23 protein-coding genes and 2 pseudogenes are annotated in these 25,547 nt (G+C 39.4%); 2 read left to right on the top strand and 23 right to left on the bottom strand.

What is annotated here, in order from left to right; all coding sequences use genetic code 11:
* Positions 1-5: 5 nt before the first annotated feature.
* The 23 genes and pseudogenes from DXC04_RS05270 to DXC04_RS05160 form a co-directional block, all read right to left on the bottom strand.
* Positions 6-1,010, bottom strand: coding sequence for a hypothetical protein (locus tag DXC04_RS05270; RefSeq protein ID WP_118660292.1), 1,005 nt, complete (start codon positions 1,008-1,010; stop codon positions 6-8).
* A 5-nt stretch (positions 1,011-1,015) separates the two neighbouring features.
* The gene (locus DXC04_RS05265; protein ID WP_118660290.1) at positions 1,016-1,897 is read right to left on the bottom strand and encodes a DUF3801 domain-containing protein; all 882 of its coding nucleotides are present in this window, start codon (positions 1,895-1,897) and stop codon (positions 1,016-1,018) included.
* Complete coding sequence (locus tag DXC04_RS05260; protein ID WP_118660288.1) at positions 1,872-3,317, bottom strand: relaxase/mobilization nuclease domain-containing protein; 1,446 nt, start codon at positions 3,315-3,317, stop codon at positions 1,872-1,874. Before DXC04_RS05260 ends, DXC04_RS05265 begins: the two co-directional genes overlap by 26 nt.
* Positions 3,308-3,646 carry a plasmid mobilization protein gene (locus DXC04_RS05255; protein WP_118660286.1) on the bottom strand — a complete coding sequence of 113 codons (339 nt, stop codon included), beginning with the start codon at positions 3,644-3,646 and terminating at the stop codon, positions 3,308-3,310. The genes DXC04_RS05260 and DXC04_RS05255 overlap by 10 nt, the downstream gene beginning before the upstream one ends.
* Entirely contained in the window at positions 3,643-4,629 is a 987-nt protein-coding gene (locus DXC04_RS05250; RefSeq protein ID WP_118660284.1) for a DUF5688 family protein, read from the bottom strand. Before DXC04_RS05250 ends, DXC04_RS05255 begins: the two co-directional genes overlap by 4 nt.
* Positions 4,630-4,749: 120 nt before the next feature.
* Positions 4,750-4,857, bottom strand: coding sequence for a DUF3789 domain-containing protein (locus DXC04_RS05245; RefSeq protein ID WP_243112108.1), 108 nt, complete (start codon positions 4,855-4,857; stop codon positions 4,750-4,752).
* A 239-nt stretch (positions 4,858-5,096) separates the two neighbouring features.
* A complete protein-coding gene (locus DXC04_RS05240; RefSeq protein WP_243112107.1) occupies positions 5,097-5,339 on the bottom strand; it encodes a hypothetical protein in 243 nt (80 codons plus the stop codon).
* A gap of 15 nt (positions 5,340-5,354) precedes the next feature.
* On the bottom strand, positions 5,355-6,341 hold the full coding sequence (locus DXC04_RS05235) for a DUF3991 and TOPRIM domain-containing protein (RefSeq protein ID WP_118660280.1): 987 nt from the start codon (positions 6,339-6,341) through the stop codon (positions 5,355-5,357).
* 141 nt (positions 6,342-6,482) lie between these two features.
* Positions 6,483-8,456, bottom strand: a complete 1,974-nt coding sequence (locus DXC04_RS05230; RefSeq protein ID WP_118660278.1) for a DUF3732 domain-containing protein — start codon at positions 8,454-8,456, stop codon at positions 6,483-6,485.
* A 1-nt stretch (position 8,457) separates the two neighbouring features.
* Positions 8,458-8,958, bottom strand: a complete 501-nt coding sequence (locus DXC04_RS05225) for a three component ABC system middle component (protein ID WP_118660276.1) — start codon at positions 8,956-8,958, stop codon at positions 8,458-8,460.
* Positions 8,946-10,166 (bottom strand): ABC-three component system protein, encoded by a 1,221-nt coding sequence (locus DXC04_RS05220; protein ID WP_118660274.1) that lies wholly within the window; start codon positions 10,164-10,166, stop codon positions 8,946-8,948. The genes DXC04_RS05225 and DXC04_RS05220 overlap by 13 nt, the downstream gene beginning before the upstream one ends.
* Positions 10,167-10,348: 182 nt before the next feature.
* Positions 10,349-11,050: an RloB family protein gene (locus DXC04_RS05215; protein ID WP_118660272.1), complete on the bottom strand. Its 702-nt coding sequence runs from the start codon at positions 11,048-11,050 to the stop codon at positions 10,349-10,351.
* A gap of 2 nt (positions 11,051-11,052) precedes the next feature.
* Complete coding sequence (locus tag DXC04_RS05210) at positions 11,053-12,408, bottom strand: AAA family ATPase (protein ID WP_009268661.1); 1,356 nt, start codon at positions 12,406-12,408, stop codon at positions 11,053-11,055.
* Positions 12,409-12,640: 232 nt separating this feature from the next.
* A pseudogene (locus DXC04_RS05205) lies at positions 12,641-13,015 on the bottom strand (JAB domain-containing protein).
* A 43-nt stretch (positions 13,016-13,058) separates the two neighbouring features.
* A pseudogene (locus tag DXC04_RS05200) lies at positions 13,059-13,286 on the bottom strand (AAA family ATPase); the annotation flags it as partial.
* A gap of 548 nt (positions 13,287-13,834) precedes the next feature.
* The gene (gene hypD / locus DXC04_RS05195; RefSeq protein WP_021859592.1) at positions 13,835-16,210 is read right to left on the bottom strand and encodes a trans-4-hydroxy-L-proline dehydratase; all 2,376 of its coding nucleotides are present in this window, start codon (positions 16,208-16,210) and stop codon (positions 13,835-13,837) included.
* Between the two features lie 4 nt (positions 16,211-16,214).
* Positions 16,215-17,123 carry a trans-4-hydroxy-L-proline dehydratase activase gene (locus tag DXC04_RS05190; protein ID WP_021859591.1) on the bottom strand — a complete coding sequence of 303 codons (909 nt, stop codon included), beginning with the start codon at positions 17,121-17,123 and terminating at the stop codon, positions 16,215-16,217.
* 264 nt (positions 17,124-17,387) lie between these two features.
* Positions 17,388-17,990 carry a ribosome biogenesis GTP-binding protein YihA/YsxC gene (gene yihA, locus DXC04_RS05185; RefSeq protein WP_021859590.1) on the bottom strand — a complete coding sequence of 201 codons (603 nt, stop codon included), beginning with the start codon at positions 17,988-17,990 and terminating at the stop codon, positions 17,388-17,390.
* Positions 17,991-18,005: 15 nt separating this feature from the next.
* Positions 18,006-20,342: an endopeptidase La gene (gene lon / locus DXC04_RS05180; protein WP_021859589.1), complete on the bottom strand. Its 2,337-nt coding sequence runs from the start codon at positions 20,340-20,342 to the stop codon at positions 18,006-18,008.
* Positions 20,343-20,492: 150 nt separating this feature from the next.
* Positions 20,493-21,749: an ATP-dependent Clp protease ATP-binding subunit ClpX gene (clpX, locus tag DXC04_RS05175; RefSeq protein ID WP_021859588.1), complete on the bottom strand. Its 1,257-nt coding sequence runs from the start codon at positions 21,747-21,749 to the stop codon at positions 20,493-20,495.
* A 29-nt stretch (positions 21,750-21,778) separates the two neighbouring features.
* Positions 21,779-22,360, bottom strand: a complete 582-nt coding sequence (gene clpP, locus DXC04_RS05170; protein WP_021859587.1) for an ATP-dependent Clp endopeptidase proteolytic subunit ClpP — start codon at positions 22,358-22,360, stop codon at positions 21,779-21,781.
* Positions 22,361-22,394: 34 nt separating this feature from the next.
* Positions 22,395-23,681 (bottom strand): trigger factor, encoded by a 1,287-nt coding sequence (gene tig / locus DXC04_RS05165; protein ID WP_021859586.1) that lies wholly within the window; start codon positions 23,679-23,681, stop codon positions 22,395-22,397.
* Between the two features lie 222 nt (positions 23,682-23,903).
* The gene (locus tag DXC04_RS05160) at positions 23,904-24,455 is read right to left on the bottom strand and encodes a DJ-1 family glyoxalase III (protein ID WP_118287732.1); all 552 of its coding nucleotides are present in this window, start codon (positions 24,453-24,455) and stop codon (positions 23,904-23,906) included.
* A gap of 132 nt (positions 24,456-24,587) precedes the next feature.
* Between DXC04_RS05160 and DXC04_RS05155 the strand changes: the two genes are divergently transcribed.
* Together DXC04_RS05155 and DXC04_RS05150 are read left to right on the top strand one after the other, a co-directional pair.
* The gene (locus DXC04_RS05155; RefSeq protein WP_021859570.1) at positions 24,588-25,037 is read left to right on the top strand and encodes a CYTH domain-containing protein; all 450 of its coding nucleotides are present in this window, start codon (positions 24,588-24,590) and stop codon (positions 25,035-25,037) included.
* A 111-nt stretch (positions 25,038-25,148) separates the two neighbouring features.
* Positions 25,149-25,547 carry a helix-turn-helix domain-containing protein gene (locus DXC04_RS05150; RefSeq protein WP_118660270.1) on the top strand — a complete coding sequence of 133 codons (399 nt, stop codon included), beginning with the start codon at positions 25,149-25,151 and terminating at the stop codon, positions 25,545-25,547.

Below are 25,547 nucleotides of genomic sequence, written 5' to 3'. Positions count from 1 at the left end.
TTTTTCTAGCGTGCTTCTTTTCTATGTTGTCCTCTGGATTTCTGTTCTTTCTTTTCAGGCTCTGGATTTTCTTTCTTATCTTTCACATTTTCAGAACTGTCTTGCCCGGTTTTTTCAGTCTCTGACTGTCGGTAAGTTGCATTCCGATTCTGATCCAGTACCTTTGCCATTCTTGCAGAAATTGCATTCGCTGCATCTCTGACTCTGGAAAGTTCCACTCTCACTTCCTGAGTCTCCATTTTTTCAAAAAACTCTGGTGCATGTAAAAAATTATATCGACTGGTATCCATTCCATATTTTTTACACAACATATAAGACGCACACGATACATGAAATGCATCTTCATTTTTATCATAGTGTGGATTTCCATCCGCATATCCGGCAAATAACAATTCCGGCACAAGATTCTGAAAGATTTCCTGTGCACTCATCCCTTTTCTTACATAAATACAACCTTCTTCCGGTTTAAAAAATGCTCCTTTTTCATCCGGCATCTGTTCTGGTTCTGCTGCAACAATATTTACCGGAGGGGTACTGACTAACGCCCGGATTAAATCATGTTCTTCATATTCTGACTTTTGAATTGTAGTATCGGACATTGTTGTCTGAGAAATATCATATAGCTTTTTCGCATTATAATAATTTCCAACTGTACCATCTTCACGCTTATATGTTTTTCCCGGCTCTAAAATCAGAACTGGATTCTGTCGTTCCATACGTTTTAAATAAAATCCATGATCTCTCCAGTATCCATAGTCACCTAATTTCTGTGCATCTGGTCTTTGTGCCAGAATCAGAAGTGCATTATTGGTAGCATATCGATCAAAGGTACTCTGTACATCCAGATACTTCTGCAGCATTTTCCCATCCGTTGCCACTTGTGCGGTTACCTGCTCTGACAACTCATAGCAGCGATTCCTGTTATTTCTGCTTTCTGCAATAAATGCCTGTACCTTTTCATCCTGTGGTACAGCCGATGCATTTAATAAAGAATCAAAACTATTATCCATAAAATTTACCTCTCTTTCCCTTTCCTTGGTTTTCGTTTCTGTTGTGGCTGCTGGTGGCGAATCTGATTCCGGTCTTTATTTCCCTGATTTCTCACCGGATCATTTCTATTCTCACGCCGCTCCGCTTCTTTCTTCCTTGCATTCTGTATTTCCCGAAGTTCCTTTCTGACCGATGGTTTCTCTGGTTTTTCCGGGGTAAATAACTTAGAAGTACCCTCTGCGGTTTTCTCTTGCTTCTTTGAGGTAGGCTCGGACAGACGGGATTTGGTCGTCTTTGCCAAAGAGGGGTTTTGCTCCTTACCCTCTTTCTTCACCGACTCTCCAAACAACTCGTCCATAAGCTGATCCTCCTTGGATTTCTGCGGATAATCTTTTTCCGGCTCTGCCTGTCCCTGTTTTTCTTGCTGAACCTGTACTTTTTCCGGCTTCTTTTCCTGCTTCTCTGATTTTCCGGCTTTTGCTTTTTCTGCACGTGTCCGCTCAATTTCCGTCTTAATCTTCGCTGCTTCTGTTACAGATGCAAACTGGAATCTATCTACGATACGGTTGATTCTTGGTGCATCTTCTTCCTTTACAATCACATCTACCAATCCGTCACTGCTTCCTCTTGGATTTCGGACTGCACAGTACAACACGCCATATCGTTTTGCTTCCTGCACAAACTGCTTCAGATCACTTTCTTTCACTGAAAATACCGTCAGTGGTCTACCCGATTTGACCAGTGTTTCAAGTCTTACTCTGCCTTTTGTCTTTTTCTTCTCTTTTAAGACTGCATACAGCATCACTGCCAGATGCTTCGCTCCTGTACCACTGATCTTCAATGCTACTTCACCGACTTCCAACGACATTCGCACCACCTGGTCAGCGGCTTCGCCTGATGTGTTCATGGCTTTGTTCCTCCTTCTTCTCTTTTTCTTCTCGCACCATCTTAAATTTTTCTTCGATTACCTTGGAACGTGCGGCGATTCCATCACAAAGTGCTGCCTCCTTTCTGAGCGTTCCAATTTTCTCTGTTAGAACTTTTATCTGCTCCTTCATTTCCTGTATTTCTTCTTCCGGTCTGTCTGCCCGGATCTTATAACGCAGGTGTTTCCGCTCCTCCACACACTGCTCCATTTTCTTCTGTAAACTTTCTTTCAACGAAAAAAACTGCTCCGCAGTATCAATGTGATAATGGCAGAGCAGCTTCGTCTCTTTTGAAATGGTATTCAGTTTTAATAAATCCTCCCGGAACAATACATGCACCTGTTTGGCAGATATTGATGGGCGATTCTTCGGCAGGATTCCCAAAAGATAACAGTAATGCAGATACAGTCCCCGAAGTCCTCCGATCTTTCTTGTCTGCTTGAAGTTGCCGGATACCCGAATCCGGTAATGCCTCTGAACCGGAATTTTCTTCTCGACAGGTAATTCATTTTCTTCCAGAATCCGAACCCTAATTGCTTCCAGTGAATAATTCTCTCCAAAATTCCGCTTTAACTTCAGACCACGCTCCCGCCCTTCCGGACGAATGGTAATGTCTTTCCCGAACTTAAAAGAATATCCTTTTTCCCGCAAATAAAAAAAGAACTGTTTTTCAGTCCTCGCCTTTCGGATTGCCTCGTCAACATCTGCCTTTACCATGCTGTGATAACTCGGCTTCCCATCCTGTTCTGCCTGCCACTCGGCATAATGTTTTCCTTTTCCCTGTTCTGGCTGCCTCACAACCGATAACTGGTATTCTTTACATAAACGGTCTGACACCATCCGCATATCCCGGTAATCCTGATTTGTCCTGTGGTATCTTTTCCCATCAATGAATGAAACTGAGTTCACCACAAAATGGTTGTGCAGATGATTCGCCTTATCCAAATGAGTCGCAATCAATACCTGATACTGACTGCCCCACAATTTTTCTGCCAGCTTCTTTCCAATCTCATGTGCCATTGCCGGATTACATTCTCCCGGTGCAAAAGACTGGTATCCATGAAATGCTACAATCCCACCCTCCTTTCCAAAACGCTTTTTCACTGCAATCATTTCTTCTCTGGCAGTTGTCGGTGCACAATTAACTCCGGATACATACTGTTCCATCAGTTCTTCCGCTTCTCCGGCAAGTTCCATTTCCATAGATTCAGATTGTCCCCGTCTGGTCTTTTCTGCATTTACCGCATAGGTAATTACATCATTAAGCCCCTGTAATTGCCCGGTTTCATTTTCTGAAATCAGTTCTTGGTTCGTCTGTTCTTTGGTCTTATCTGGATTTTCCGCATAATTGATTACTTTTCCAATCCAACCTTTGATGCTCCAGATTGATGTCACTGCCATGATTCATTTTTCTCCGGAAGTATCACTGCTTCTGTAATCTTATGGACTGCTTCATCGAACTTCCTCACTTCCTGATCATAACGCTGCACATCTACTACATTTAACACATGTGCTTTCTGTGCAATCTGATTTAAGTTATTTCCAATCTTATGAAGTTCCCGCATCATCGAATAATAATCTGGTGGCGGTGCATCTTTTGGAACAACACCAGAAATCAACTGTCTCAGGTAAGCTTCCCGGTTCAGTCCGCTTTTCTTTACTTTCTTATCCAATGCCTCTGCTTCTTTTTTGTTCAACCGGAAAAGGATTGCTACATTACGTTTTCTCAACGCTCCATCTCCTTTACTTTCTGTATAGAATCTGGTTCCTGACGAATCTGGTGTTTTTCTTTATCGTAGCTGTAAACTCTGTCTGAGAGAACTTCCTGTCGTTCCACTTCATTTTTATTTACTTCCCGTACCATTTCACCAAGCATTTTCGGTTCCATCTCTCCATTATCCGGAACGATCAGAACTTCATGCACAGATGACGGTAAAACATAAAATCCTTCTGGAAAAAGTTGTTCCAATTTATTTAAAACTTCTGGCTGCGTGATCATAGATGCCCCATATTGTTTTTCTACATTCGTAAGTGCATACAACATATCATGTGAACGAAGTCCAAAATCGACATTTTCATCTAACAGGTTTGTCGCATGTCCTTCTTCATTAAAAATACTCAACAACATTTCGTCCATTGACTGAAGAATTGGTGTATTTACAGGCTGTGTATTCGCTCTGGCCTGCTGGAACAGTTCCTTTGCATCCACATTCCACATCTTAAGATGTTCATTTTTCACCTTCATAGTCGCTTTTCCATCGTTAGACTCTACCGGGAAATCCACATAACAAATAGCCGACAGATCTTCCATATTTTCATGAGGCATTTCCTGTAACATTCGTTTGTTTGCCTGCGTGTTCACAAGCATCACTGCCAGATGTTCCTTCACTGAATCATAATCCATTGGGTTGATACCGCTATGCACAAACGGAACTTTGCCTGCTTCTTCCATACATCTTGCAATTTCATTCATCACTTTATCAACAGGTTCACCCAAACGTATTTCATTGAAGAACGGCTCTATATAAACAACTGGGCACACATTTTCTTCCTGTAGTCTTACCTGTACTCCTACCATCTGGACTCCATTATTTTTATTCATCTGCATTACCTGAAATTCTGCATTCTCATATTTAGCTGGGAGAAAATTCCGGATGTCCTTTGCTACACCTTCCGCAAACACCTTTTCTGCTATCATTTCTTTTGCAATCATTTCTTCAGTTCTCCCTTCTTCTTGTTCATTTTCTTTAAATATTCCTGATACCGTTTTTCTGCTTTCTTCTTGTCTTTCACGGATACTTCAACCTGCATCTTGTATCTCCTTTCTTTTCGTCTACTGAATCTTGTTAATCTGCAACAGGCACATCATCACAACTCCTATGATGCCACCTACTAATACTCCACAAATAAACTTCAACATTGTTACTTTCTCCTTTTCCATTTTCTGAGGGTTTCAGGGATTCTCCCTGACAAGCTGCCGCCGGACTGACAGACAGGAAACCTGTATGGCAATCCAAAGGCGTTGCTTGCTGGTATTGTGTATTCTTCTGCACCCGTCTCACTGTTCCGGGTATCAGAAGATTTACTTGCCGAAAAAACAATTGCTTTTTTTATTTTTTCAGTTCACAAATCCCGCAAGTTTCACACAAATATTCACAATCTATGCATCGTACATTTTCATCAGTTGCCCATGCATTCTTCACTTGCCGGACAATACTTTTGACAACTTCCACACTGCTCCGTACAGTCTTCTTCTGACACTTTTTCAGCAATAATTCCAAGCAATTCATCCTGTTCTTTTTCTTCTTTCAACTGTGTTTCCAGAAAAATCCTCAGCAGTTCTTCGCTGTCTACATCGTCTTCCATCGTCAAAATCAACTCTTTCTTATGCACAACCTTCAGTTCATATCTTGCAATTTTCATATCTTTTTTCACCTTCTATCTCTCATATTTTTCATGAACAGACATACTCTTTTTCGTGCTTTTTTCCCGCTTTGTAATTGCCAGATTTAACTTGATGCAGACCCGATCGTTGTAATCTTTTCCTTGTTTTGGCGGTACATCTTTTACCTGATATTGCTTCGGAAGTACTGTAGAAATTGCTTTTGTGGCAAGTCTTCCAATACGGTCATTGTCCAAATGCAGAACGATTGTCTTCACCTCTGGATGTATTTTTAGTGCTCTTGCCAACGCAGCAGGGACTTTACTTTTTTCAATTTCTTTTGCTGGCTGATAGACACCTGCCAGTGACAATAAATGTTCTTTTCTCCACTCCTTCCCGTCCAATTTCAACAATGTCGCATAAGATAACAGATCAATGGCTGACTCAAACAGATGCACCGTATCACATGATCTTTCTGTGAAAATAGAAAAAGAATAGTTCTTATCACTTCCATTTGCTTCTCCGATAAAACTGGTACCGGTTCCCCTAATGGCTGCATATTTCGGATTATCTTTCTCATCCATCCCCACAAACACCGCGTTGTGATGAAATGCACTTTCATAAACTCTTCCAGACTCTAAGCAAAACTGAATGATTTCCTTATCAATCCCACGTCCAGAAAGATACGTGATCACTTTTTGATCATCTTGATTCTTCTTTGGCAACAGCAACTGTTTCTCCATCGGAACATTCTCAGATACAGAAAGAGGCGGCTGAATATTTGCCCGTTCTGCAAGCAATTCAACCGCCTCTAAAAAACTGTATCCTCTTACTTTGATCAGATAATCCAGTGCTGATCTTCCACCGGTTCTCTGACTCCACCACATCCATTTCCCATTTGATATTTTCAAACTGTCGTGTGTTCTGGTAGTGTAGGTGTTGCCTGAAAAGTGAACTAATTCGTATGGTTCATAATTTTTCAGGTATGTGAGCAAGTCCATCCGCTTGACCTCCTGCACGACTGATAGTGGTATATATGGCATAATTTTCATCTCCTTTCCTGCCTTGGATTGATATTATTGGGAATAATATCCGGGCATGAAAATAGCCAGGTGATTCCTTTGGTTGGAACCATCTGGCTATGTATTATATTATTTTATTCAAGATAATTATTATACCTCTTTTTAATCCAACCATTCATTTGGAATCAATTTATTATTTTCGCCTCTCCACTCTTCAACCAAATGCATATTACTAACTCCTTCCCATGCCGATTCATCCGCATGCTCCAATACTATAATCTGCATCCGGTGCTTCGTCTTTTCCATGGCTTCAGACATTGCTTCAAAAATCTTTTTTACAGCTAAAATATCTTCGTCTTCCAAATGAGGATCTACATCTTTATCCTCTTCTTTTTGCGCTGCCTTATTAGGAAAATATACTTGGCTAGGCTGATCATATACAATAAACTGCGGAATTGGCGAATACTTTTTCTCTGCAAAAAACATCTGAAATGCTAATGATACAGAAATATGATAAGATAGCCAGTTAGAACCACTACCTATTTCCCATAAATAATCTTTTCTTCCAGATTTACTTGTAACAGTTATTGTAAGATTTTTGTAATCAATTTTAACACTATCTTCTGGTCTTTCCGTATCTAGCAAAGGTAATAATTTCATTATTTTCAACTCAATATTCTCCAATGCAGACGCAAATCTTTTCCTTATGCCTCCCTCATTAATTTCATTCTGTAATACAATGATTTTCTTTTGTAATTCAGAAATTTCTTCTTGTAACTCACCATCATAGCCTATTGCTCTATATGTTTCTTCTGCATACTGAAGCTTTCCTAAAAACCTGGACACACTTTCCAATGTATATTTTTGATTATATGTCTCATCTTTCTTATTATTTTGAATCTTAATACTCTTTTGAACTGCCCCAAGTCTCTCTGTCAATTCGGATATTTTTCCTTGTACAATAGAATACTCTCTTTCAAATGCTACCGGAATTTCTGCGATTTCCTCCGACTCTTCTTCTAAATCCTCTAAATTTCCAATTAGCTCCCTCATTTGACCATCAACATTATGTTTGCTACCGCAAAACGGACAAATTTCATTTTGACTTATTAATTCATTCAACCATTTTGATATACTTAATCGATCAATTTGTATTGTTAATGTTTTCCTGTATTCATCAATACTATCTATAAATTGAGTCATCTCTATATATCGACTTTTATATTTTGACAACTCCATTGATATTCGATTTTCTTGTTTTCTAAGCGATATAATTTCTTTAGATGCCGCTTCTACATTCTCTTTTAATATCACAGTATCTTCACTACTTTTTTGTGATATTCTTTTCAACAAATTCATTTGTGCATCAAAATCAAGCGTATCTGTAGAATATTTTGCATCTATTAATCCTATTTCTTTTGCAGCATTAATCCAACTACCTATTTCAATACGCCATTTTTCGGACACTTCTTGCATTTTTTGAAGTTCGCGTTCTTTTCTCTTCAATTTCTTTTGCAATTCATTCAATTCTTGCCGTTTAGCTAAAATCTCAGGTGTAATTGCCCCCAAAATGTAAGGAAAAATATTAATAAGTTTTGTACGATGCTCCATTGTATCTGCTTTATAAAATAAGGTATTAGCATTAGCCACTATATTTTGTGTTTGATAACAAAAAGCCATCATATCTCTAAAAGATGGCCTATCTGTAAACCCGTTAAATTCATCTTGATTAAGCTCTAAGAATGTAACTCTTGCTAACTCATCTAAATATCTGCGGACATTCTTACATGTTGTATTTTTCCCTGGAATCTCAGGTATCTCTATCTCTTCGCCTTCCATTAACATCATATCATCTGTTACCTTGTGTTGTCCTGGCTCTCTTCTGGCCAACAATAATTTTTTCTCATCAATTTTTACGATGATACCAAACCAAGAACAAGCATCTCTTATTGTATTAACAGGTATCTGGCATTGTCCATCACCTAGGCAATAATCTATTATTGGAATAATTGCTGATTTACCTGTTCTTGAAGCACCTGTAATTACATTTATTTTATCACAACAAAAATTTACAGTTTTATAGGAATACTGTACTTTTTTTGACCATAATATTATCTTTTCAACTTGAAAATACATCTTAAAACCTCACTTTCAAAATTTGAGAAATTTCCATCAATGTCAATCTTGAACACCATATTCCTAATTTTTCGGCAGCTTTTCCCATTTTTTCTAATTCTTTGGACTTTGTTTTAAAACTACTAATATTATCCTCTAACGGCAAAACATATGCATCTTTTTGAATCTCAAATATTTTTCCAGACATCCCTATTCCAATAGCTTCTAATGTCATTACCTTGTATCGTTGACTGGTATTTTGAATTTGGAGAATCAGGTCCTTATTACTATTCTTTTTTTCAGTGAATTTATCAGCGAAAAAACGCAATCCAGATTTCTTTTGTGTTGATGCTATAAAATCCACAATTTCTTTTTTATACATCATCGGCAGCACTATAAATAACAATGGCATTGGTGCCATATCTTGATTTTCTTCCATATATCCTAATGAAAATCTTGAAAGCAAATATGCACTTAATGCCGGATTTTGAATATTGTAAAATTCCTTAACTAAATTTCCCAACTATCACTTTCCTCCTTGATTAACTCCGAATATTGCGGATGCCAACCAATTTCTAAATTATTTGCTAAAGCATGATAACATCCATTTTTAAAAAAATCTGGCACATATACTGAATCCATTTCTACATTTTTATCTTGACATTTATAATATATCATTTTACCTTGATCTTCAGATGATTCATTCTTTTTTTCGAGCATAACTATTCTTTTTTGTAACTTCCATGTGCGCTTCAAATTGGATTCATATGTTTGAATACTTTGCATACTTATGTCTCCATTTTCCGCCCATGTAGCCCGATCAATCGCTGCTCTTAGATAATCATTAATAGCCTCTACCTTTTCAGTATAATCGCAATCGATAATATCTAACTGTTCAATATATACTCTCTTTTTCTGAAATTCTTGTTCAATTTCTTGATCACTTGGTTCTACAGAATAAGTCATAAGACTATGCTTTTGATTGTATTCTCGATATAAAGCTCTTAATTGTTTTTGGTAATCTTCTAAAGATATAGCGATTGGTTGTCCAGCCTCTACCATTTTTGTTACTTTAATGTCTATCCACCCGATAATTCCTACATAAATAGGATCAATAATATCCTCTGGAATTCCAGATTTGTTAAACTCATTCCTAACTGTAATTGTATAATCCTCAATACACTTCTTATATTTAAATTTTTCAATTATTTTTAAAGCCAAATCTTTTTTTTCATCTTTATAAAAATACTCAACATATTTTCTACATTCTTCTCCTATTTCTTTTAGCTTCCCTTCCTCATCATAAAATATTTCTTTTGTCTTATTCCACGCATCAATAGCTTCTTCTGTAGATTTCACTGAATGAAATTTATCAACAATAGTTCCTTTTTTATTAACATTAATAAATAATATATACTTTGTATTTTCCGGATCCAATTCTCCTGTTTCTGCAGAAAGCATCCAATTATACATTGTTTTCCATAAATCAATAGCCTTATTTGAAACAGGATTTCTATTTGATAATGCACTTTTCAACTGAATAGCATCCCGACTTCCATCTGGATGTTCCACACCAACATCATCAAAGACTTCTACACTTACACTGTCTCCCTTTTCACAATTTAACAATTCATACAACATATGATGCGATTGTATCATATAAGCATATACTTTATCTGGAACATGTGTATTACTAATATTCGTTTTCTTGACTACCTTTTTATTCCCCATATTCCGACTCCAAAACATAAGTAATTTTTTTCTTATTTTAGCATATTTGCTTTAAAGATTCTATTACTTAGGTTTTAATTACGCTTATTATAAGAATTTTGAGGCAATACATTAATTGAATTCACTTTACGCTCGGATTCAAAACAGATATTCACCTTTGGTTTTACTATTGATTTTATAATTTATCTTCCATCATCCTTCCGAATCTCATCAATAATCCGACCTATATTACACGTAATCTGTCCTTTACACTGATGAATATCTTCATTGATTTTCTTTTCCTGTTCAATAGCAATCTCTATATTCTTCGCCAGTTCTCCAATTGAGGAATTCTTCTTTGGATTGATTCCTGTTCTGGCAAGTAACAACTTATAGATAAATGTCTGATGTCCATCTTTTTCATTCTGGATAATCTGTTCAGCATTTGGCTCAATATCATCTTCGTATGAGTTTTCATAATGCAACAGCAGGAACAATTCAAATGCCGGATTGCTGACCGCTAATATATTATTCTTTTCACCTTCTGCTACCAATTCATCATAATCAAGTACTTTCTCTTCAAAAATATCTCCATCAAATACAACAATCATCTTATCCCGTTCTTTATCAAATGCTATTTCTGAATTTTCTTTCTGATTTTCTGCAAATTCAATCAAACGTCTTGGAAATGAAATATCCCTGTCTCCCTCTGTTTTTTCAAGTAACCGGATATCGATCAATGGATGAATATTTAACTCTTTTCGGATATCAATTAACTTTTTGAAATACCATGTTTCAGTATTTGCACCCTCACATATGAAAAAGTACTTACGATAAGGCTCAATCTGTTCTTCTTCATCTGTAGTTCTGCTATTCCAATTCGTATAACTTCTTACTGGAGCCAAGGCTACTCCTCCTCTCTAAAGTCGAATGTTGAAAATACCGGTATCGCACCATATCTTCCTTCCAGATATGCCTTGCTCAACACTTTATCATACCTCTCCTTGAAACGATCTAAGGAATAAATAGAGCTTGCATTTTCTGCGTTACGTTCTACAAACCAGATTTCATCCCTTCTAAAAATAGCCTGATCCATAATGGATGATTCATGTGTAGTGAACAATAGCTGCATACGCTGCTCATCATGTAGCTGCATAAACAATTGCAAAAATCGTTCTGTCAGCTTCGGATGTAAGCTTCTCTCCAATTCATCCACAACATAAAGAACATCTTCTCGTTTATTCAACAGCATATCCATCAAATCGAATAATCTTCTTGTTCCATCAGACTCTTCATCAAAACCGAACTCATAAAATGACTTATTATGATGCAACCGGATTGTTGTGACCTTCGGTTCAGAATGTCCTTCAACTTCGATATTAAAGAAAGTTTCCTTCGACCTCATCGTCATTCTGAATGATGGTTCTTCCTGCTCTTCCATTCTATTTTTTACATGCTGCATCATCTTATCAAATACTGATTTTGGCAATGCATTTGATAACTCATCCAATGTAATTTCTTCTATTTTCACCTGGCTGATACCCGTATCAAATGTTTTGATTAATTTGTTAATCAGCTTCAGCGAATTATCATCATAATAATATTCCAGATCAATCAATGGCGTATCCGGTGTAATGATTGAAATATGATTCTGAATCCAGTCATATACATCCCGGAAGAACAATAATTTAGATCGTGTGCTATATTTTTTTCCACGATTCATTTCTGTCAGGAACAAAGATGTTTCATTTCCTTCAAAATCATCTGCATAGGTTTCAAATTTATTTTTTTCTGTGTTTGTCAGCGTAATACCATCATTTAACACCGGACGTTTACTTCCTTCTCGTTCAAAGAGACATTTTGCTGAACCATTCTGATATAATTCATATAACCATTCTCCGGTTACTTTTCGTCTGCTTAAAACTGCAGAAAAACCATAGGCATAAAATTTGTCACCTACAGTAATCTGAATTTCAAAACTACTTTCTCGTTCCTTATTCTCCTGCCGATTCTTACAAAACATCTGTGTAGCTTCTATCGGAATACCATTGCAGACACTATCTTTAAAAAATTTAAAAAACAATGCCAGATTAGTCTTTCCAGATGCATTTGCTCCATAAACTACTGCATATTTTAATAACTGGGTACTTTTTATCTTTAACCTGTGATTTGCATTTGTTCGTATTTTATTTGAGGAAATCATTGTCAGCTCTGCTGCTTTATCAAAAGATTTAAAATTTTCAACACTTACTTTTACTAACATTCTTATACACCTCCACCTTTATTATATGTTTTACTCTTCTCTCAGTCAATGTAAATTTTCTTATTTAGAGATTTTTTCGTTATATATTGTTTCTTTTTCTATTTTTAACAATTTTATTTTGAGTTATGCATATAATATCAATGTATAAGTCAGCTTTTTGTAGCGACACTATTTTACTAATGCCGCTACATGAAATATTACAATAAATAAAAACTTCTAATTCTTTTTTCTTCTATCTCTCCCAATCCATCCTTCCTGTCACATTCAACATCTTTTCTTCTCGGAAACTGAGCATCTTTCCATTAGTTCCGCCGACAATGATATGATCCAGCAATTCTATCCCCAGTAGCTGTCCGCACTTCTACAGCTTCCTCGTAACGATCATATCCTCTTTTGACGGTTTCACATTACCACTGGGATGATTATGAAGTCCAATGATTGCAGAAGCATTTGCCAGAATACTGCTCTTAAAGACTTCCCTCGGAATTACCAGTGAGGCATTGATTGTTCCAACACTGACCAGATTCATATTGATTACCTGTCCATTATTTTTCATATTCAAGATGCAAAATACCTCTCTGTCATATTGCGATAACTCCTTCCCCATCAATTCTACAACAGCCTGTGGACTGTCCAATATCTGCTCCTCCAAACGGTTCGTCTTGTAATATTTTCTTCATTTGCGTATCCAACGTAATCGGAAGATTATCTGCATCAGTCCACCCTAATGCGGTTGTTAAGTCTCCCTGTGGATCAGCATCAACCAATAATACTTTTCGCCCCTGATGTGCAAGACCAATTCCAAGATTTAATGTCGTTGTGGTCTTAGCTGTTCCTCCCTTCTGATTTGCAAGGGCGATTACTTTACATTTGGTCATATGGTTTCCTCCTTCCTCGAAAAAATTTAATAGCCAATCCTTTTTACGGGACCGGCTATGTACAAAAATAGGCATGAAAAAAGCCGACGGATTCTTAGCGAACCAATCGGCTATGTAATTACACTTCCCTATTAATATTCTTTTGGAATTTCTTTAGAGAAAGTTATATTATAAGTTTCAGAGTATAGTTCTGGTATCCGACCTGCGTGGCAATCTCTCCGATTGTAAATGAACTCTCCTGCAGCTAACGCTCTTCTATCTGCAAACAACATCTTTTCATATAGGCATAGATCGTTATAGACAAGTTCTATTCCCGGAAAAGCACGATATAAAGATACTTCTCCGGTTCCAGTCTCATTTTCCAGATGAAACTGCTTTCCTTCCCTTTGATGAACTGCATTTCCATACTGATCTATACTTATAAATGCTCTCGTCTGCGTTATGTATAATTGATATTTAAATTTCTGGCAAGCAGCGTCAATAAAAAGATACCCGGAAACTTTTACATTTCCGGATATCCTGTCTTATATCTTATATTATTTTACATCTTAGCCGAAAGACTGCTCTGTACGGTTGATGATCTCATCCTGTAACGGTTTGCTTAAGTTACGGAAGAAGTCACTGTATCCGGCTACACGAACGATCAGGTCGCGGTAGTCATCCGGATGTTTCTGTGCTTCGATCAATGTCTGTCTGTCAATGACATTGAACTGGATATGATGTCCGTCCATTGCGAAATAGCTACGGATCAGGCTGGACATGTTCTCAAGTCCTTTTTCTCCTGCTACAACATCCGGAGTAAATTTCTGGTTCAGAAGAGTTCCTGCTGTTGCAAGGTGATCCATCTTTGAGCAGGATTTGATAACTGCTGTAGGACCGTTTGTATCAGCGGATTTCTCCGGTGAGATACCTTCAGATACCGGAACATTTGCTTTTCTTCCGTTAGCAGTTGCTCCGATTACTTCTCCGAAGTAAACGTGGCATGTTGTCGGGAGCATATCTACTCCGTATTTTCCGCCTCTCATAGTCGGACGTCCTGTAATCAAATCATGGTACAGGTTAAATACATCCTGCATGATAGAATCTGCATAGTCATCATCATTACCATACTTCGGTGTCTTATCATGTACCATACGATAAATTGCATCGTATCCTTCAAAGTTATGATCCATCGCTTCGATCAGTTCTTCCATTGTGAAGTTTTTCTTATCGAATACGTTATATTTAATTGCTGTGATACAATCTGTAACAGTTCCGATACCTACACCCTGGATATAGTTTGTATTGTATCTTGCTCCACCTGCATTATAATCTTTTGCATTGCTGATACAGTCGTTTGTTACAACTGAAAGGCACGGTGCAGGCATGTTCTCTGCATATAATTTCTCGATTACATTATTTCCACGTACTTTGATATCGATGAAATGTTTCAGCTGTTTCTGAAATGCATCCCATAATTCTTCATATGTCTTGAAGTCTTTTGCATAACCAAGTTTCAGACCGAGCTGTTTGCCGGATTCATTGTCAAATCCATTGTAAAGTGTAAGTTGGAATACTTTCGGGATGTTCAGATATCCGGTCAGGATATATGCTTCACTTCCCCATGCTCCTGTCTCAACGCATCCTGAAGATCCGCCGCGACGTGCATCTTCCAGTGATTTACCTGCATTGATAAGCTCCATTGTCTGTGCTTCTGTATTGTAGAATGCCGGCTGTCCCCATCCTTTTCTTGAGATCTCGCATGCTCTCTTTAAGAAACGTGCCGGTGTCTTCTTGCTGATTGTTACGTTAGAGTTTGGCTGAACCAGTTTCATCTCGTCCATACAGTCAAGGATCAGATAGCTGACTGCGTTAACTCCATCGCGTCCGTCCGGCGTCACACCACCTGTATTGATATTTGCAAAATCTGTGTATGTAGCACTTTCTTTTAGTGTGATACCTACTTTTACCGGTGCCGGCTGGTTGTAGAATTTCACCCATAAGCACTCTAACAGCTCTTTTGCTCTATCATCATCCAGAATTCCTGCTTCCGTATCTGCCTCGTAGTATTTGATCAGATGCTGGTCAAGACGTCCCGGGCTGAATGCATCCCATGGGTTCAGCTCTGTTGTAACTGCCAGATGTGTGAACCAGTATAACTGGATTGCCTGCCAGTATGTCTTTGGTGCATGTGCAGGAACAACTTCCAAGTTGGCTGCGATCTGTTTTAATTCTTCTTTACGAACCGGATCATCTTCTTTCTCAGCCATCTCCAGTGCTAATTCATGATATCTCTCGCCAAGGATGATCACTGCGTCGCAGGAAATATCCATAGCTTTTAACTCTTCCATCTTGTCGTATGCTTCCGGATCATTTAAGAAATCAAGCGAATCCATTGTCTTCTTGATTTTCTCTTTGTAATCCATATATCCGGTTGTAAATACCTGTTCTCCACCACATGTATGTCCCGGTCCTCTCTGCTCCATGAACTCGGTGAACATACCTGCTGAATAACAGTCATTCCACTCCGGAGTCATAGTTGCAAGAAGTTTTTCTCTCATGCTGCGTCCCTGCCAGAATGGGATGATCTCCTCTGCCTGAAGCTTTCTGTCTTCTTCTGTTGTATGGAAAGATACAAGGTCACGCTCGCTCATAACTGTCATATCTTCTACGCTGTGGCAACAAAGTTCCGGGAATGTCGGAGATGCCTGCGGGTCTTTTCCTTTTTCACCTACGATCAGTTCTCCATCACCCAGATATAATGTCTTCTTGGAGAAATACTCTTTTAATACCATAGATCTCATTACAGGAATAGAATATTTTCCATCATTCTCTCTGTAAAAATCTGTCTCGATCTTCGCTCTCTCCAAGTCGATATGTACCGGTGTTGTTACACTCAGTTCTCTCAGTTTCTGAATTCTTTCATTCATGCCTCTTTTTGCCATTGTTTTAACCTCCTATTCTGGTATTTGAGAAGCCTTCATCCTGGAAAAGTTTTACAAAACCTTCCATCTCTTCATTTGTTGGTGCCGTTAAATCAGTTCCTTTATATTCCATATCCAGTTTTGGATACTTGCTGCTTCCTGTATTATGGTACGGCAACAAATTCACCTGTGCCGGATGGATATTGTGTTCTTTTAAGAACTGAATGGTTGCCTTCATATTCTCATCATTGCCATTCACTTCTTTGACTGTCGGAATACGGATGTAAATCCTTGCTCCTGCATCCGATAATTTCACAAGGTTCTCAAGAATCAGTCTGTTATCTACGCCTATGTACTTCTTGTGAAGCTCCGGATTCATCACTTTCACATCATATAAAAATGTATCTACATACGGTAAAACCGCTTCAAATTTATCATACGGCACATATCCGCACGTATCAATTGTTAAAGAAATCTCTTCCTTCTTAAGTGCTTTGGCAATTTCCAGCACATACTCCGTAGACATTGCCATAACTTCTCCGCCGGAAAGAGTAACACCGCCGCCGGATTGCTCGTAGAACATCAGATCCTTCATCAGTTCTTTTACCAGTTCTTTTACCGGATACTCTTCTCCCACTGTCTCACGGATTCCTTCCGGGCAGTAATTCTCACACTTTCCGCAAAGATTACACAGAGATTTGTCAAGAACCGGCTTTCCCTCCGTCATTGAAATCGCGCTCTGCGGACAGACTTTTGCACAGGCTCCGCATCCAATGCATTTTTCCTTATCGTACTGAAGTTCTCTTTCAAATCGCTGCGTCTCCGGATTGTGACACCAGACACATTTCAGTGGGCATCCCTTAAAAAAAACGGTAGTACGAATTCCATCTCCGTCATGAATAGAATACTTCTGGATATTCGTAATATAATTCATGATCTTACTCCTTCCCGTTACTTTTGTTTTACTGTTAGACTTTTGTTTGTACTTTAGTCTAATAATAGCAAAAAAAGAGAAGTTTGTCAATCTGTTATCAAACTTCTCTTTCCTTATTCTCTTATTCTCTTATTCTTCGCGCTGTCTCCATGCCGTTTAATTCTTTCATGTAGGTATCAAGAAACAGCAGTTCCATAGCAGTACTGTATTCAAAAGGTTTCTTTCAATCTCTACATCTTCACAGATGACAATTTCTCTCATCCATTACTCCTCTTCATTCTTCTCCATAAATTCCGTCTCAACCAGCTCCCATATCTCATCTCTTCCTTGCTTCGTCACAGATGAAAATGGAATAACAATCGTTCCCGGAAGCAGATTTAATCCTTGGCGAATTGCTTTGATCTGCTTTTGTACCTGGCTGCGCTTGATCTTATCTAATTTAGTCGCGATAATAATTGGATTGAATCCCTGCTCCACGATCCAACTGTACATCAGTTTGTCGTTCGCAGACGGATCATGCCGGATATCAATCAGAAGAAAGACTGCCTTCAACTGTTCCGATCCATGGAGATACCGCTCAATGAGCTGACCCCATTTCGCTTTTTCCTGCTCAGATACTTTTGCATATCCATATCCCGGAAGATCTACCAGATATAATTCTTCATTAATATTGTAAAAATTAATCGTCTGTGTCTTTCCTGGTGTCGCGGAAATACGCGCAAATGATTTCCGATTCATGAGAGCATTAATGAGGGATGATTTTCCAACATTTGATTTTCCTGCAAATGCAATTTCCGGATGTTCATTTTCCGGTAATTTACTTGTAATTCCACATACTGTTTCCAGATTCAGGCTTCTTATAACCATATTCTTTTCCCCCTTTTAACGCTTTAGTGCAAGCTTCAATACTTCATCCATATGAGAAACCGGAATGATCTCCAGTCCTTTTGTAATCTCTGTTGATATCTCTTCTACATCCGCTTTATTTTCCTTTGGAACAAGAACTGTCAGGATTCCCGCATTTTTAGCAGCGAGAAGCTTTTCTTTCAGACCTCCGATTGGAAGAACCCTTCCACGCAGCGTAATTTCTCCGGTCATTGCCAGATCTGCACGGACTTTTTTCCCTGTAACAGCCGAAAAGATTGCTGTTGCCATTGTAATTCCCGCCGACGGACCATCTTTTGGCACTGCACCTTCCGGTATATGTATATGAATATCATGCTCTTTGAAAAATTTCTCATCAATCTTATGCTCCGAGCTGACGGAGCGGATATAACTGATACCTGTACGTGCGGATTCTTTCATCACATCTCCGAGCTGACCGGTCAGCAGGATTTCGCCTTCTCCCGGCATGACATTTACTTCAATCTGAAGCGTATCGCCGCCAACACTTGTCCATGCAAGTCCCCGCACAATACCAACTTCATCCTTGTCATTTTTCATCTGATAGCTGAACAACTCTCTTCCGAGATAATGCTCCAGATTCCTTTCTGTCACGCGGACTGCTTTCTTCTTATCTTCCAAAATCTCTCTTGCTGTTTTGCGGCAGATATCAGCAATTTTACGTTCCATCTGCCTGACTCCGGCTTCTTTTGTATAATTTCTTGCAATCTTCCACAGAGCTTTCTTGCTGATCGACAGTTGTTTTTCTTTTAAACCGTGCTTTTTCAGCTGTTTCGGGATCAGGTGTTCTCTTGCAATATGAAGTTTTTCATTTTCCGTATAACTGCTGATCTCAATCACTTCCATACGATCTAAAAGCGGTCTTGGAATCGTCTGTAATGTATTCGCTGTTGTCACGAATAATACTTCCGAAAGATCCAGCGGAACCTCCAGGTAATGATCTCTGAAATTCTTGTTCTGCTCCGCATCCAGTACTTCCAGAAGTGCTGAAAATGTATCCCCTTTATAATCATTGCTGACTTTGTCGATCTCATCCAGAAGGAGCAGTGGGTTCTTCACTCCGGCATTCTTCACAGCCGCTGCAATTCTTCCCGGCATCGCTCCGACATAAGTTTTTCTGTGACCGCGGATCTCTGCCTCATCTCGTACGCCTCCGAGTGAAATACGCACATACGGCTTCTTCAAAGCATGCGCCAGTGATTTTGCAATGGATGTCTTACCGGTTCCCGGAGGTCCAACCAGGCAAAGGATTGGTGCATCTGTACTCTTCGTCAGAGCGCGTACCGCGAGAAATTCAAGCACACGTTCCTTTACTTTGTCCAGTCCATAATGATCTTCGTCCAGAATCTTTTTGGCATATGCAATATCTTTGTGTTCTTTGCACATGTGATCCCACGGCATATCCAGCATCGTTTCGATATAAGTACGGATAACTCCCGACTCTGCCGGATTATTCATGGAATTACGGAATCTCCGTATCTCTTTGGAAATCTTCTCTTTTACTTCATCCGGTGCCTCCAGCGCATCACACTTCTGCTGAAATTCATCCGCATCCGATAACTGATTTTCATCTCCAAGCTCTTCACGAATCAGTTTGAGTTCTTCACGCAGAATATATTCCCGCTGGTTTTTATCCACACGTTCTTTAATCTTTTCCTGTAATTCTTCTTTAATATTAAGTACCTGAATCTCATTCACAAGCTTATAGGCAAGTTTGTCATACCGTTTCATAAGATTCGTTTCTTCCAGAAATTCCTGATATTCCGGATAAGACATCGGAACATTGGCATTGATCACATTTACCATTTTCTTAAGATCTGTAATCTGATCGATCTGATCTGAAAATTCCTTCGCAATCTTTGGATTCTTTGCCATGTATTCTTTGAAAATATCCCGGAGTCCCTGCACCATTGCTTCCAGATTGAGTGGTGACTGTTCTGCTCCGGTATCTTCCCATGAAGTATCCACATCCTCTCGCACTGCAACCATTCCGCGCAGATATGGCTCTTTAAACTCCAGATCAATGAGTTCTGCTCTCTGCTCTCCGCTTACCAGAACACGGCTGATCTTCTTCGGAAGCTTCACAATCTGTTTGATTGTTGCAATACATCCGATTCTGTGTATATCTGTCACATCCGGATCTTCTGTCTCTATCTCATACTGCCCTGTCAGGAAAATCTTCTCTCCTTCTGTCATAGCCTGGTCAATTGCCTGCAGTGATTTCTCACGGCTCACATCAAAATGTGCCACCATTTCCGGCAGGATCGTCATTCCACGCAGTGCCACAACAGGCAGACTTATTCTTTCATTTTCCATATATACTCTCCTGTTTTATCTTCTTGGATCTCTTTCGTGCTTTTCTTATAAAACTGAAAGCTTCTCCGGCTCTTCTCATACAAAGTTGAAAAGCTTCTCCGGCTAATATATAAAAGCAGGCGGGCACAATTACCTGTACCCGCCCCATAATTACGCACTCTCTGAACTTATCATCTCATGCTCACATACAGGTTCACCAATGCCTTTTACTACATCTTTCGTAATCCTGCACGTCTTCAACGTCTCATCGGAAGGTGCTTTATACATAATATCCATCATGATGTTCTCCATAATTGCACGGAGTCCCCTGGCACCTGTTCTTCTCTTAAGTGACGTCTCAGCTATCTCTTCAAGCGCAGCCTTATCAAATGTAAGATCCACACCATCAAATTCCAGCATCTTCTGATATTGTTTCACAATTGCATTCTTTGGTTCTGTTAAAATAGATATCAACGCATCACGGTCTAACATCTCCAGTGTTACATTCACCGGCACACGTCCGACCAGCTCCGGAATCAATCCGAATTTTACAAGATCCTGTGGAAGGACCTGTTTCAGCAGACGATCCACGTCATCTTCATGCTTCTCTGCAATCTCTACATTGAAACCAATAGATTTCTGATCAATACGTTTCTCAATGATTTTCTCAATTCCTTCAAACGCACCACCACAGATAAACAAAATATTCGTAGTGTCGATCTGGATCAGTTCCTGATGTGGATGTTTTCGTCCGCCCTGTGGCGGAACACTTGCCACGGTTCCTTCAATAATCTTCAACAATGCCTGCTGTACACCTTCTCCGGATACGTCTCTTGTAATTGATGGGTTCTCGGATTTTCTAGTAATCTTATCAATCTCATCAATATATATAATTCCATATTCTGCGCGCTCAATATCGCCATCTGCTGCCTGGATGATCTTAAGCAGAATGTTCTCAACATCTTCACCGACATAACCGGCTTCTGTAAGTGCAGTTGCATCCGCAATTGCAAATGGAACATTCAGGATCTTTGCAAGCGATTGTGCCAGAAGCGTCTTGCCACAACCAGTAGGTCCAAGCATCAGAATGTTACTCTTTGAAAGCTCCACACCGTCTCTTCCTGCCATAATCCGTTTATAATGATTATAAACTGCTACGGAAAGAACCTTCTTTGCTTCTTCCTGACCGATCACATACTCATCAAGAAATGCTTTGATTTCTTCTGGCTTTAACAGATTGATATCTGAGAACGGATTCCATCCGGCATTACTGTCCGGATTCATCTCCTCCTCGATAATCTCTGCGCACACTTCAACACAGTCATCACAGATATATACGCCTTCCGGTCCTGCGATCAGCTTACGCACCTGCGACTGTGTCTTATTACAAAACGAACATCTCACCTGATCATCGTTTCTTCCTGCCATTTTCTCACCTCATATCCCGGAGAACCGTCTTAGCGACGTGTAATTACCTCGTCGATCAGACCATACTCCTTTGCTTCCTCAGCCGACATAAAGTTATCACGGTCTGTGTCCCGGCTGATGACTTCTAACGGCTGTCCTGTATTCTCTGCAAGGATCTGATTCAGTTTCTGGCGTGTTTTCAAAATATGATCAGCCGCAATCTGAATCTCTGTAGCCTGTCCCTGCGCACCACCGGATGGCTGATGGATCATAATCTCCGCATTCGGGAGTGCAAGTCTCTTTCCTTTAGTTCCACCGGAGAGAAGGAAAGAACCCATGCTTGCAGCCATACCAATACAGATTGTCTCGATATCACATTTGATATACTGCATGGTATCATAAATTGCCATACCTGCTGTTACAGAGCCTCCCGGACTGTTGATATACAGATGAATATCTTTCTCCGGATCCTCTGCTTCAAGGAATAATAACTGTGCTACGATCACACTCGCGGACACGTCTGTTACTTCTTCCCCTAAAAATATAATTCTGTCTTTTAATAATCTTGAATAGATATCGTAGGAGCGCTCTCCACGGCTTGTCTGTTCAATGACATAAGGTACTAAACTCATGTATATGCCTCCTCAATATAATATCTGCTGTTATTTATTTCTCTACAGCATTTTCTACAAGGAATGTAACAGCTTCCTGAACTGCCATATCCTCTTTCATCTGCTTCTTCTCAGCATCACCCATAAATTCTTTCAGCTTGTCAGCTTCCATCTTATAAGCTTCTGCCATCTTAGCGATCTCTTCGTCCAGTTTCTCATCGCTGATCTCGATGTTCTCAGCTTTTGCAATAGCTTCCAGTACAAGACGAGTCTCGATACGTTTTACAGCCTGTGGCTTGAACTCTTCGTTCATCTTCTCCTCAGTCATTCCTGTGAACTGATAGTACTGCTCCATAGTCAGTCCCTGAGACTGGATTCTCTGTGCAAAATCGTTAGCCATCTGTGAAATCTGTGTATCAACCATAGCATCCGGGATCTCATAAGAAGCATTCTTAATTGCCTGCTCTACGGCCTGATCTTCCTGTTTGCGTTTTCCGTCTGTAGCTTTCTGCTCTTTGATCTTAGCTTTTACGTCTGCTTTGTACTCATCTAATGTATCGAACTCAGAAACTTCTGCCGCGAATTCATCATCGATCTCAGGAAGCTCTTTTGCTTTGATCTCGTGTACTGTGCATTTGAATACAGCTTCTTTTCCCTTCAGCTCTTCTGCATGATAATCTTCCGGGAATGTTACTTTTACTTCTACTTCTTTTTCGGCTTCTGCTCCGACAAGCTGCTCTTCGAATCCCGGGATAAATGATCCGGAACCGATAGTCAGTGGATAGTTCTCACCTTTTCCACCCTCAAATGCTTCTCCGTCTACAAACCCTTCAAAGTCAAGGATTACTTCGTCTCCATCCTGTACTGCACGGTCTTCAACTGTTACAGTTCTTGCGTTCTTTTCAGCTTCTTCCTCGATCTTAGCTTCTACTTCTTTCTGTGTTACACGTGTAGATACTTTGTCTACTTCCAGTCCTTTGTACTCTCCAAGAGTAACTTCCGGTTTTGTAGCTACTTCTGCTGTGAAGATAAACGGTTTTCCCTTCTCAATCTGTACGATGTTGATCTCCGGTCTGGAAACGATCTCAAGCTCGCACTCATCATAAGCATCTGCATATGCTTTTGGAATGATCTCATTTGCAGCATCATCAAAGAAGATCTCTGCTCCGTACATCTTCTCGATCATCTGACGCGGAACTTTTCCTTTACGAAATCCCGGCAGACTGATTTTGTTCTTCTGCTTCTTATACGCACTCTGAAGTGCTTTTTCTAAATCACTGGCAGGTACTTCAATTGTAAGTTTTGCCATGTTCTTTTCTAATTTTTCTACCTGTAAACTCATGTTACAATTTCCTCCTGATTCTATTCTTTAATCGCGCTTTTATGCGCCTGCCCCATACGGGGTAACGATCGCCTGTTACAGGCATATCAAATAACATTCACCACAGAATTATAACACAAACATTTGCAAATATCCACCCTTAGTTTTTATCTGTGAAAAAAACTGTTTTTTCGGGAATTTCTATACATTTTCTGCAGATATTTCTGCTCCTCCCGGTGCTTTTTATTTTTCATATACAATTGCTTCTGCAATCTCTCTTGACTTGTCTTCTCCAACAAGCACTTCGATTAGTTTCAGAGCAAATGCTATCGCCGTTCCTACTCCCCGGCTTGTAATAATATTGCCATCCACTGCTACCTGTGTGCGAAGCATAACCGCTCCCTGGATCTCTGTCTCCACCCCCGGATAGCAGGTAATTCTCTTTCCTTTTAATAATCCGAGATTACCGAGCACTGTCGGAGCTGCACAGATTGCTGCTATCGGCTTTCCTTCGGCTGCAAAATCCTTTACTACGCGTCTGACACCTTCATGTGCATTAAGATTCGTTGTTCCCGGCATTCCTCCCGGCAACACGATCATATCTGATTCCACAAAGTTCACTTCTTCAAACAGATCTTCTGTCTGTATATTAATACCATGGGCACCATGTACAGTATAATCCTCCATGATAGAAATCGTATCTACATATATCTGTGCTCTTCTGAGCAGATCAACAACGGTCAGCGCTTCGATCTCTTCAAAGCCGTCCGCCAGCAACACACTTACTTTTATCATTCCTTTTTCTTCCTTTCATCGTATTTTTTGCATTTTTCTTCCAATATAAATATTAACACCGTTTACTTTTTGTGTAAACTATATTATCATTAGTACAGAACTGTATGTCGTATCAAAAAAGGGGGACTCCTATTGGAAATCGAGCGCAAATATCTAATCCGACACTTACCGGCACATCTGCGTCTGGATTCTTTTTCTTGTCGAATCATTGAGCAGGGTTATCTAAACACAACCCCCGTCATTCGTATCCGCAAAGACAATGACAAATATGAACTCACTTACAAATCTTCCGGTCTTATGACCAGGGAAGAATACAATCTTCCGCTTACAGAAAAAGCATATCTTCATCTGTTGCCGAAGATTGACGGAAGACTGATTCGCAAGAAGCGGTATATGATTCCTTTATCCGATATTCTGACGATCGAGCTTGATCTCTTCGAAGGAGATCTTGCTCCACTCATCCTTGCCGAAGTAGAATTTCCGGATGAAACAAGTGCCAATACTTTCTGCGCACCTGACTGGTTCGGAAAGGATGTTACCTTCTCCGGTGAATACCACAACAGCAATCTCAGCAAGATGTAGCAGCAACTTTTTGTTTAAAATACTCTTTTGAAACATTTCGGTGCAAACAAAGCAATTTTTTTAGTAAATTGCTATACTAACTAACATACACTCAAGCACGGAGGTGATACCATGTCCAATATACAGCTTGCTAATAACTTACGATTTTTAAGGACAAAACACAAACTGACTCAGGATGATCTGAGCAGTCTGCTGAATATCTCCAGACAGGCTTATTCGAATTATGAAACGAGCAAACGAACCCCGGATCTGGATTCGCTGTTACATATATCCAGATTTTATCGGATTTCTATCGATGAACTGGTCCTTGATAATCTTCAGAGTACTTATCACACAAGCGCTTTGAAAACCGGAGAAGAATATATTCAGTATGTAGTTATGGCAAAAGAAAAAAATACCGGCAATTCCATTTATCTTTCCAGAGAAGAGCTTGACTTTATTATTAAATATCGTGCACTCTCTGAAGAAAACAAACAGATTCTTGCCGGTTTTCTTTCAAACAAACCTTAA

Source organism: Dorea sp. OM07-5 (assembly GCF_003481355.1).
GTDB classification, from domain to species: domain Bacteria; phylum Bacillota; class Clostridia; order Lachnospirales; family Lachnospiraceae; genus Dorea_D; species Dorea_D hominis.
The sequence above is the reverse complement of the archived record's forward strand: the minus strand, read 5'-3'. Positions and strand labels throughout refer to the sequence as shown.

Bases quoted from the DNA above. Each gene is read 5' to 3' on its own strand.
- DXC04_RS05270 (WP_118660292.1), bottom strand. From the start codon at position 1,010: ATGGATAATAGTTTTGATTCTTTATTAAATGCATCGGCTGTACCACAG.
- DXC04_RS05265 (WP_118660290.1), bottom strand. From the start codon at position 1,897: ATGAACACATCAGGCGAAGCCGCTGACCAGGTGGTGCGAATGTCGTTG.
- DXC04_RS05260 (WP_118660288.1), bottom strand. From the start codon at position 3,317: ATGGCAGTGACATCAATCTGGAGCATCAAAGGTTGGATTGGAAAAGTA.
- DXC04_RS05250 (WP_118660284.1), bottom strand. From the start codon at position 4,629: ATGATTGCAAAAGAAATGATAGCAGAAAAGGTGTTTGCGGAAGGTGTA.
- DXC04_RS05245 (WP_243112108.1), bottom strand. From the start codon at position 4,857: ATGGAAAAGGAGAAAGTAACAATGTTGAAGTTTATTTGTGGAGTATTA.
- DXC04_RS05240 (WP_243112107.1), bottom strand. From the start codon at position 5,339: ATGAAAATTGCAAGATATGAACTGAAGGTTGTGCATAAGAAAGAGTTG.
- DXC04_RS05235 (WP_118660280.1), bottom strand. From the start codon at position 6,341: ATGCCATATATACCACTATCAGTCGTGCAGGAGGTCAAGCGGATGGAC.
- DXC04_RS05230 (WP_118660278.1), bottom strand. From the start codon at position 8,456: ATGTATTTTCAAGTTGAAAAGATAATATTATGGTCAAAAAAAGTACAG.
- DXC04_RS05220 (WP_118660274.1), bottom strand. From the start codon at position 10,166: ATGGGGAATAAAAAGGTAGTCAAGAAAACGAATATTAGTAATACACAT.
- DXC04_RS05210 (WP_009268661.1), bottom strand. From the start codon at position 12,408: ATGTTAGTAAAAGTAAGTGTTGAAAATTTTAAATCTTTTGATAAAGCA.
- hypD (WP_021859592.1), bottom strand. From the start codon at position 16,210: ATGGCAAAAAGAGGCATGAATGAAAGAATTCAGAAACTGAGAGAACTG.
- DXC04_RS05190 (WP_021859591.1), bottom strand. From the start codon at position 17,123: ATGAATTATATTACGAATATCCAGAAGTATTCTATTCATGACGGAGAT.
- yihA (WP_021859590.1), bottom strand. From the start codon at position 17,990: ATGGTTATAAGAAGCCTGAATCTGGAAACAGTATGTGGAATTACAAGT.
- lon (WP_021859589.1), bottom strand. From the start codon at position 20,342: ATGGAAAATGAAAGAATAAGTCTGCCTGTTGTGGCACTGCGTGGAATG.
- clpX (WP_021859588.1), bottom strand. From the start codon at position 21,749: ATGGCAGGAAGAAACGATGATCAGGTGAGATGTTCGTTTTGTAATAAG.
- clpP (WP_021859587.1), bottom strand. From the start codon at position 22,360: ATGAGTTTAGTACCTTATGTCATTGAACAGACAAGCCGTGGAGAGCGC.
- tig (WP_021859586.1), bottom strand. From the start codon at position 23,681: ATGAGTTTACAGGTAGAAAAATTAGAAAAGAACATGGCAAAACTTACA.
- DXC04_RS05160 (WP_118287732.1), bottom strand. From the start codon at position 24,455: ATGATAAAAGTAAGTGTGTTGCTGGCGGACGGCTTTGAAGAGATCGAA.
- DXC04_RS05150 (WP_118660270.1), top strand. From the start codon at position 25,149: ATGTCCAATATACAGCTTGCTAATAACTTACGATTTTTAAGGACAAAA.